This window comes from Peristeroidobacter agariperforans, from assembly GCF_004138335.1.
GTDB classification, from domain to species: Bacteria; Pseudomonadota; Gammaproteobacteria; order Steroidobacterales; family Steroidobacteraceae; genus Steroidobacter; species Steroidobacter agariperforans.
In genome coordinates this window covers 140,126-149,208 of sequence record NZ_RYFW01000008.1, presented here as the reverse complement: position 1 = coordinate 149,208, position 9,083 = coordinate 140,126, and the positions used below count along the sequence as shown (strand labels likewise).

Sequence of the window (9,083 nt, the reverse complement as noted above, 5' to 3'; positions counted from 1 at the left end):
TGGCTCTGGACGTACAACAATGAGCGTCCCAACATGGCGCTAGGTGGGTTCACGCCGATACAGAAGTTGGCGATGGCTGCTTAGTTCCTTTCCACTTCTGGCTGCAGCTATAAACGGGGGGATTACCCAATGCGCGAGCGCTAATGAGAACGTCCTTATCTGTGTACGAAGGGAACGCCGGCGCCATGCTGTGCGGTAACGGATCGACGTCGTTCAGGTGGAATGGGTCTCCATACCACTCCGGCGGCGCGGCCTTCGGATTGTCTCCCGGCAGGTTGTTATCTCTCTGGTTCACAGACAGTATGTCTACATCAGGATTGCGGCGAATGACATCCAGCATCGAGATTTGACGAACGATCTTACCCGTCGCGGTAGTCAGTTGAACTGCGGCGCTCAATGGTAATCCGTCCATGTCCCTGATGGTCCATACGTACTCTTGATCCTCTTCAAGGGTGACTGCGTGGCTGAAGTCGCCAGCCGTAGACCACATACGCTTGCCGCAAGCGTCAAAGCGCTGAATGGCGGCACCACCGTCGAAGGTGACGATCATGGAGCCATCATTCAGTATGGAAAAGCCATGGATAAAGAGTCGGCCTGTCGACCTGGATTTCTTTCCAGCGATTTCCATATCCTTGAACTTTACTACTCGCGTCAGTGTCATCTCAGGCGAGAAAAGTAGGGCGGATTGTACGAACGTTCCGTCAACCTGGAATCCTCCGATAACAAGCCGCCAACCTGGCGCGTAAAGAAGAGCTTCTTCGTTGACCTTCGCAATCAAGCCATCGATTCGAATCCCCGACCGTGAGTGAACGGGGTGGAGGTCAGTCGTATCGATTGAGGGCCTGGGTACTTCGAAGATGCGTTCTCGTGGCGTCGTAAGCTCCAGGAACACCGTCTGAAGGAGGTCAGGGAACGAGGCAATTGCGACCGATGCTCTGCCTATTCGGGCAGATTGAGATGGCGCGTCGATCGCATTTCGGACTGACCAGCCGAAGAACACGGTAAGAACTCCGCCGAGTAGCACGCAGAGTAGGAGCGTCCATACTGGAATAGATTTGTTCACGGCGAACAGCGGCACACTCTTTGGTTACAAAGACTCTCTCATGTGCGGTCACGTGATGTTATAGGAATGTTACCGGCCGGGCTCAATGGCCGGATGTGTCATCAGATTTCCCCATGATCCGCCGTGTGTCTGTGAACAGAGTATGGAGTATCGGAAATGCTAATAGGAACGTGCCTACTGCTGTTGAGTTCGATAGTCGCTCTTGAATTGTTCTGGCTAATGCGGCTGAGTGATGACGCGATGTCAATCGTTGTTGTATCGAAGGAGTCAGTTGAGATTATGCGGTCGACTAGCGTGCATGATGACCACAAGCCAGCTTTGATGACAACCCAATCCGCAAGATTGCTTGCGCATACGTTAAGATTCACCCTCAAGCTGCTATTGATTGTCGGTCTCGTACTGGGTGTTGGCGTCGTAGTGGTAGCTGAATATCCAGAAGTTGGATCGGAGATCTGGCGCTGCCTTTCGTCCCCAATGCTGGGTTTGGCGCTCGTTATCGCGGTGTCATGTTACGCGTGGGGGCGCGGCGCACTCAGGAAGCGAATGGATCGAAGTCTCTAGTAGCAACAATTTCTGATTCCGTGCCGTCGGCGGGGCTTGGGGGTGAACATGTGTCTCCGAGGGGTCTTTTCAGCAATATCCAGAGCTTGAGCTAAAGGGGAGGGACCCAAATGCTGATGGTCATGCTCCGCATTGGAGCACTGGGGGCCCTGTGCATGACCTGGTCAGGAGTGCTGCTCGGTGCTCCTCCGCGACCAAATGTGGTTGTGGTGATTGCAGATCAGTTGCGTTACCAGTCTCTTGGATATGCAGGCGATCCCAGAGCAATCACACCGAATATCGATCTTTTGGCAAAGCAAGGGGTGAATTTCAAGAATTTTGTGGCCAGCACTCCAGTGTGCTCAGCATTTCGTGCGTCACTTCTGACCGGAAAATATTCCAGCAGCACGGGAATGGTAGTTAACGAACTCAGGCTGAACCCTAATCAAGACGCGCTGGCGCACATCTTGAATCGCGCTGGCTATGTGAATGCTCTGATCGGAAAATGGCACCTATGGGCCAACGACTCGGATCACGGGACTATCGCCAATCAGTTCGTTCCGCCTGGTCCATACCGCCTGGGATTCGAAGACTACTGGGCTGGGTTCAACTTCTGGCATCTGAACTACAATGCATTTTACTTTACCAACTCAGATGTTCCACAGCGGATTTCCGGCTATGGGCCGAAAGCATTCACTGAGCTGGCCACCCAATACATAAGGGAGAAGGCAAGACGCAGACAGCCATTCAATCTTGTGCTGGCTCTGAGTCCGCCACACGATCCATGGACAGAGCAGAATGTCCCAGCGCATCTGTATAGAAAATTCAAGGGTGTTAATTTTCAGTTCCCGAGCACCTGGCAAGATTCTCCGGACCCGAGAATGGACCGTAATACTGACCCGAAAGCTTGGCATGAATTCTGGAAGAGGAATCTGATTGAGTTCATGCGTGTGTATTACGCTATGGTCTCGAGCGTGGATGAACAGTTGGGAGCCTTGTTGAAGGCGCTTGATGAGGCTGCTGTGGCGGACAATACCGTTGTTGTATTCACGTCGGACCACGGCGAGATGTTCGGCGCGCATGGCAGGGTATTCAAAATGACGTTCTATGAGGAGTCGGTTCGTGTGCCGCTGTTGATTCGATGGCCGGGGAAGATTCCAAAGGGATTGGTGTCGGACGCTACGATCTCCACTCCGGATCTACTTCCGACAATTCTAGGTTTACTCAAACTACGCATCCCCGATCAAGTTGAGGGTGCTGACGTATCGCATTTAGCTTTGGGGCAGGCGGGACCGCAGCCGGAGTTTGCTTTCTTGCAGGGCATGGGGCACACCTTTCTATGGAAGGACGGGTTTGAATGGCGTGCGCTACGCGATAAGCGCTATACCTATGCTCGATACCGTAGCGACGGACGAGAGTTGCTCTTCGATAATCTTAGTGATCCGCAGCAAGCCAACAACTTGGCCGATGATGCCTATTACTCGAAAGATCTCTTGAGATGGAGGACCAGGCTAGACGGCAGGATGAGGGAGTTGGGCGATGAGTTCCTGGCCTGCTCGTCATACCGAGACCTCTGGACGAGGAATCGCGTTGTACTGCGCGCTGCTCACGGCGAATTTCGTCGCGAGGACGCGCACGATCAGGTCCCGGTTGACATCAACTACCAATCAACGTCTGATCGGGGCGAAGTGTACAGTCAAAGCGAATTGGATGAATCGTCGGAGCCTCGCGACGAAAAATCCGAGTAAAGATCGCTCCGCTGAGGGCTATTCCCCCGACGGTCTGGATCTCCGGGACAGGGTTCAGTCCGCCAGAGGAGAGCAATTCAGAATGCGGATTGCGGACTTCTCGTGATAACGAGTTGCGTCGCCAGTAGCATTACAGGTGAGGCAACGACCTAGACTGTGAACATTCCCGCCGAGCAATGCCACAGTCCAATCAACTGCTTCTTCCCCACGTATAGAAACTCGTCGCTGAGTAATTCCAGACCGCCCCCACCAGCACCCCAGCGACCGCCGCTAGGAGCCAGTCGGCGCGCTGGTTGAACAGGTACGCCGCAAGTCCAACGTTTGCCGCAGCACCAATACTGCAAACGATAGCAAATGAGCAAAGACCAGTGAGCCACTTCATCCCATGCCGACGACGATCTCGGTAAGTCAAAGCGTTGTTCAGTGTGTAGTTGAAAACTATGCTAACTGCAGTTGCCACGACTGCTGAAGTAACAAAGTCGACGCCGAGGGCTCGGTATGCTACCGCCAACGTCGCCAGATGAACGCCCGCGCCCGTGGCGCCGATGGCTGAGAACGCCACGAAGCGCACTGGTATGTATCGACCGACCACTTTGTCGATGAGAAGCATCACGTACTCCCACGCTACTTGAGCCTCAAATTTACTTTGACCAGCCTTCCGGATACCGAGCACGTATGGAATCTCTCTGACGCGCACGCGACGGCGCGCCGTCAATAGAATATCCAGCAGGATCTTGAAACTTAGCTTTGAGAGGCCGCGAACCACCTCGTGAAACAGCTCCTGGCGCAAGGCGAAGAAGTTGCTCATCGGATCCGTCAGCCTTTCAGACAGTACTAAGCGACTCAGGCGCGCAGCGAAGCGGCTGAGTTGATGCCTCGTCTTGGATAAACCGTCACAGTCATCGCCATTAATATATCGGCTTCCGACCACGAGCTCGGCCTCACCGGCGTCCAGAATTTCAACCATTCTCCGGACGACAGCAGGATCGTGTTGTAGATCGCCATCCATCAGCGCAAGATACGGAGCGCTCGATGTGAGCATTCCTTCAACGCAGGCTGCCGAAAGACCGCGGCGCCCTATACGATGTACGCATCGTACGCGTGCATGCTTCAGTCCAATTTGGCGAACCACGCTGGCAGTGTTGTCGGGGGAATCGTCATCTACAAATATTGCCTCCCAGTCGATATCGTGTAATGCGTTTGATAATGCATCTACTACAAGGTTGATGTTGTCACGCTCGTTGAACGTCGGAATGATAATCGAGAGCACAGGGCCCGGGTTCGATGCGTTGTCGCCAAGAAGAGAATGATTGGCGTGATCACTGACTGGTGGAGCGTTGGAAGATGAGCGGGGCTCGGATTCGCGAGTAGGGCACAGAACTGTTGGTGACGCCATGGACTACCTCCAATCACACTGTCAAGGACTGAGCATCAACGTACTTCGCGAACTTGCCACGGCTGTCTGAGAGCATCTGAGCGAACGCTTCAGCTTTCCTTGGTGACACCGGAGACCTACGCATATGAAGTCAGCCGCGCGCCGCAGGTGACTGATACAAGCTCGGCGTTGCTCCTCAGCCAACACATGCAAGTCGCATAGTTCGCATCTCATTCGGTATTCGTCAACAACATATGTTCTCGTTGGCGCTCACTCCCCCAGGCGCACCAGTAACGCCTGCATGTAAACGCTCGGCTGCCTAAAGGCTTTTCCGTCACGACACCGCTAAAGTACAGGGGCGCACAGGCTAAGCACCGCTGTGTCGCATCTCGCCCACTTTGACGAATGCGCGAGTGGCACCGACGCCATCGATTCACGGCGGAAGAGAAGCGCCGGTTTGTTGAAGAGGCGATCCCGCGAGGCAAGAGCATTGCCTTGAGCGCTCGTCGGCAAATGCGATTCGCCGAGCCTGCTGTCGATGGCGGAAGCCTCCTGCGGGCATGTACACGTGCAAGGCGCGATTAACTGACACAAATGACAGAGATCGGGCATAACAGCTCTACCTATAGACCCACCGAGCAAGTTCTATGGCCATTGGGAGCAACGTATTAGTAATTGGGCTTTCGTGCGCGCCAGGTGGACAGTATCTTGCGCGCTTCCCCGCAGAGAACTCGCAAGGAATACCCCTGACTATGTCCATTGTTGCCAGCGCATGTTGAGCAAACCATCTATGCAATTTACGTCCGCCAAGAATGTGAGGCTTTAACCCGGCGTTGACAGGTAGCGCTCTTCGTGCGCATCGATGACCGCGGCTACATACCAGAAAGCATGTGGTACGAAGACGGGTTCGTGTTGTAAATCAATCGTATGAATTCGGGATTCGTTCGCTTTGGATGCCTTTTGAGGGCCGGCAGCTTCTATATCATCGAATTGTTGCTCTACTAGCCAGCAAGGCGCCCCTGGTGGCAACGCCCTATATTTTCCGCTCCCCTGACTCATCGCTTTCTCATCGATCGTGTATCTGCTCACGATCGACGGGATCTAGCCAAGATCAACAGGTTCCTGGTTGCGTGCCTTGCCATCGCGATTGCTCTACAACCAAGTAACGGGGTCCCCTGTTTCAACCGGAACCACTCAAAAGTTTTTCTTGGAATCGCGGTCGCATTGTATATATGCATTCCATCGAAGAAGAAGGCTACATCTCTCGAGTCCATGTTTCTTGCATTCGCATCTCTGAGCGGCCCGTTCTCGGCAGTTATGACACCAGTATTTGGCATGCAGCTGATGTTCCTCAGAGATTTCTCGTCACGGAGGTCGCTATCTTGCACTGGAGTTCGATGTATGGCGCTCACGAATAGAGTGGGTAAGAGTGCGTATTTGGAATTCGGGAAGTTTTGAGCGCGTGCGATGCCGCGCACGATTCTATCCGGCGGAAGTTCGGTGATGCAGTTTGCGTTTCGAAGGGCGATCTCCGATGACGTCATCAGGTTTGATGCGGCGGAGGGCGTCGCCGAATCAGCGATTGTGCTCGGGGATCCTAGACGCCGACCTCCGATGATCTCCCGACAGGGAGCGTCTTTGTGCCATCTAAGCGATAGATGGATTGCTTCTGGCTAGAACGCCTCGATTCATTGACGATCGCAGTGTCTGGCGAATCGATGCAGACGATGCTTCGATTCATAGCGCCTGCGTAACTAGTCAACCCACTACATGGCGCATCGCTGCACGTGCCGCTGCCGAGTCTCCTCGTTTGATGCCATTCACTACGGCAACGTATTCGCCAAGCTTTGCGGCCCTTCCGCCCACTTCCCTCGCGATTCGGTCCGAATGGCGCAATACCCAAGAGATCAGATGCCCGAATTGCATAAAGAAGGGGTTGTTGCTTGCGCGGAGTATTTCAAGGCGGACGGCAATTTCAGCTTCAAGCCAATCGTTCGTGGCGCACGGTGCTGCTCGGAGATCCTCCAGTTTCTTCTCTATGACATCTCGCTCATGGAGCGCAGCATGTTGCGCGGCCAGTGCTGCGGCTTCTGGTTCCACACCGATGCAGACCTCGTTCATATGCTTGAACAAGCCTGCGGAGAACCTGCCGTCCATCAACCAATGCAATACATCGACATCGAGAAGGTGCCAGGATAGCCTGTCAGAAACTGCTGTTCCTTGCCGCGGGCGGGAAGTCAGGAGCCCTTTCGCAGTGAGCATCTTCACCGCCTCGCGCGTCACAGAGCGGCTAACGCCAAACTGACTGGACAGTTCAGTCTCTGTTGGAAACTGAATATGATCGTAGGTACCGATCACGATCGCGCGCCCAAGCGCATCTCGCATATGCCGCGTAAGCGTATGACCGCGGTGCCGGCGCGTAGAGTGATGCATCTGTGGCAATTCTATGAGCGATCTCATGGCTACGCCTGCCGGTCATATAGCAACGAGCCTTGCTACAGGTATTGAGCCGACTCCAGCCGATACCTGTTTTTATAGACCGGGCCTAACGACGCTATCACCCCGCAACGATCGAGTGCGGCCTCATGCACCGAGCTTTGCTGAATGCATCACGCGGTTGGCTTGGAGCAGACATTCGGGCGGCGTCGCGTGAGGCCTGATCGATTCCGCGATTGGGTTTGCGGCGGGCCACGCGATAACTGCCATCGTGCGATGCTGCAAATTCAGTCGATGGTGAACACTGCGGCAGGACGCTTGCAGGTCAATGCGCTCGGATCTCATGCTTTTCCGACAGGTGGTAGGAAGTAAGAGGCCGGAAAGCGGCGCGCGTTCACGCGACAACGAGATCGTATCTCTGAACGTTGAAGGCGTAAAAGGGTTGGTACTCCCGCAAGATCACAGAGAGTTTTGCCAAATCGTTATCCGGATTATTCTGCTGAAGCTTCTCTTGCATCCGCTCGTTGAATCGCTCGAGCGCCCCTTTGTCCTTCTCCTGGTAATCGGTCCATACGAGCCAGAAGGACTTGCCGTCGGCGGCGATCCACTTAGGTGCAATTTGCGGTTGGTACGCGCGCGCGCGCTCGTCGCCTGCCGGGAGCCACGCCGTTTCCTCGTGGATCTGCGTCCACGGCCCCCAGGGATTGTGCGAGATCCAGAACCCCAGATAGCTTGGTTTGCCAAACCAGAGGCCATCAGGGGCAGTTCCCATACCCCAGTTGGCCATCATGTACAGCCCAAGCGGCGCGTTGTAGACCACGCTGGGTTGCCAGGCGAAGGGATGTATTAGAGAGTTCACCCAGCCACGCGGGAAGGTATGAACCACAGCGCGCGCCTTGATGTCCCGGCTCCATCGGGGGCGGCGATCCGCGCTCCAGCCTGCGAAATACTCATAATGCTCCCGGTCGAGAAGCTTGCCTTTCGGCACTCGGAACATCACGAGTTCGTTCATCGTTCCTTCGGTATTCCCATTCGGGGCATAGACATAGATGTAGCCATCACGGTTGTGCTCGTAGTTCTTGCCCATCTGTAGCACGGTTAGCAGCGAGAAAGCTTCCTGATCCTCCTCGAAGAACACCATGGTATTGCGCGAGCGCATGCCCCAGGGCTCCCACGTCACTGGCGTGGAGCCGTCCTGGTTGTGCCAGGTGCGGCCATTGTCCGGCGAGTAGATGAGTTTAGCGCCGTTGAAGCGCAAGTTGTTGACATCGGAGTTCTGCTGGTCATCGGCCCCGCGCGAGCGATTATAGGTGCTCATGAACTGGTAGATCTGCCGGTCGAGTGCCAACGTGCCGAAATTGTAATAGCGCGTGTCGCCCGGCTTCTGTGTGCGGGATCCCAAGATCGGATAGCCTGGAATGTCGTGAAACTTGGCATCGCGCGGACCGCCGTTTATGGCAAAAATGCGGCTGTTATAGTCTTCAATCGAATGATCCGTGAACCACACGCCGTCGCACGCGCTCACATACTGTCGATCATCAGAGGCCCAGCTCATATGCCAGTTGTCGCCATGCACTCCATAACGCAGCACGGTTTCGTCGCGGCGAATCACTGACTTGATGCGCGAGCGCCAACTGAGATTCGTTTTGTCGACGTTCGGCTGCTCCATTCCTCCGCTGCCCGCATCTTCAACCGCCCGAGCGACCTGCATTGATGCCGCCGCAACGACGCCGCTTGCCGCTGTCTGTTTTAAAAAATCTCGACGTGTGGACATTAAATCTCTCCAAAGCATCTGGCGCTGCACCTAGGAGTTCTTGCCCAAGCGGCTTCGTAATGGCTATCACGTATCCAGCCCGGCACGCCGGACGGCTTGCTCTGCATCCTGCCGCAGCACAAGTACTTGTTTTTAGCCATAATCCGC

At 54.8% G+C, this 9,083-nt stretch carries 5 protein-coding genes; 1 reads left to right on the top strand and 4 read right to left on the bottom strand.

Features of this window, described 5'->3' with window-relative positions:
• Window positions 1-49 precede the first annotated feature (49 nt).
• Entirely contained in the window at window positions 50-778 is a 729-nt protein-coding gene (locus EK373_RS32310; protein ID WP_129649498.1) for an aryl-sulfate sulfotransferase, read from the bottom strand.
• 956 nt (window positions 779-1,734) lie between these two features.
• On the opposite strand from EK373_RS32310, the gene EK373_RS32305 reads away from it, so the two are divergent.
• Window positions 1,735-3,351, top strand: coding sequence for a sulfatase family protein (locus EK373_RS32305; RefSeq protein ID WP_129649497.1), 1,617 nt, complete (start codon window positions 1,735-1,737; stop codon window positions 3,349-3,351).
• A gap of 190 nt (window positions 3,352-3,541) precedes the next feature.
• Here EK373_RS32305 and EK373_RS32300 read toward each other — a convergent pair whose 3' ends face one another.
• From EK373_RS32300 to EK373_RS32290, 3 genes are all read right to left on the bottom strand, one after another.
• Window positions 3,542-4,747 carry a glycosyltransferase gene (locus EK373_RS32300; RefSeq protein WP_129649496.1) on the bottom strand — a complete coding sequence of 402 codons (1,206 nt, stop codon included), beginning with the start codon at window positions 4,745-4,747 and terminating at the stop codon, window positions 3,542-3,544.
• A 1,737-nt stretch (window positions 4,748-6,484) separates the two neighbouring features.
• Complete coding sequence (locus EK373_RS32295; RefSeq protein ID WP_198683828.1) at window positions 6,485-7,084, bottom strand: FadR/GntR family transcriptional regulator; 600 nt, start codon at window positions 7,082-7,084, stop codon at window positions 6,485-6,487.
• A gap of 472 nt (window positions 7,085-7,556) precedes the next feature.
• Window positions 7,557-8,936 carry a twin-arginine translocation signal domain-containing protein gene (locus EK373_RS32290; RefSeq protein ID WP_198683827.1) on the bottom strand — a complete coding sequence of 460 codons (1,380 nt, stop codon included), beginning with the start codon at window positions 8,934-8,936 and terminating at the stop codon, window positions 7,557-7,559.
• Window positions 8,937-9,083 lie beyond the last annotated feature (147 nt).

Excerpts from the sequence above, each read along its gene's own strand:
- EK373_RS32290 (WP_198683827.1), bottom strand. The coding sequence starts at position 8,936 with ATGTCCACACGTCGAGATTTTTTAAAACAGACAGCGGCAAGCGGCGTC.
- EK373_RS32300 (WP_129649496.1), bottom strand. The coding sequence starts at position 4,747 with ATGGCGTCACCAACAGTTCTGTGCCCTACTCGCGAATCCGAGCCCCGC.
- EK373_RS32305 (WP_129649497.1), top strand. The coding sequence starts at position 1,735 with ATGCTGATGGTCATGCTCCGCATTGGAGCACTGGGGGCCCTGTGCATG.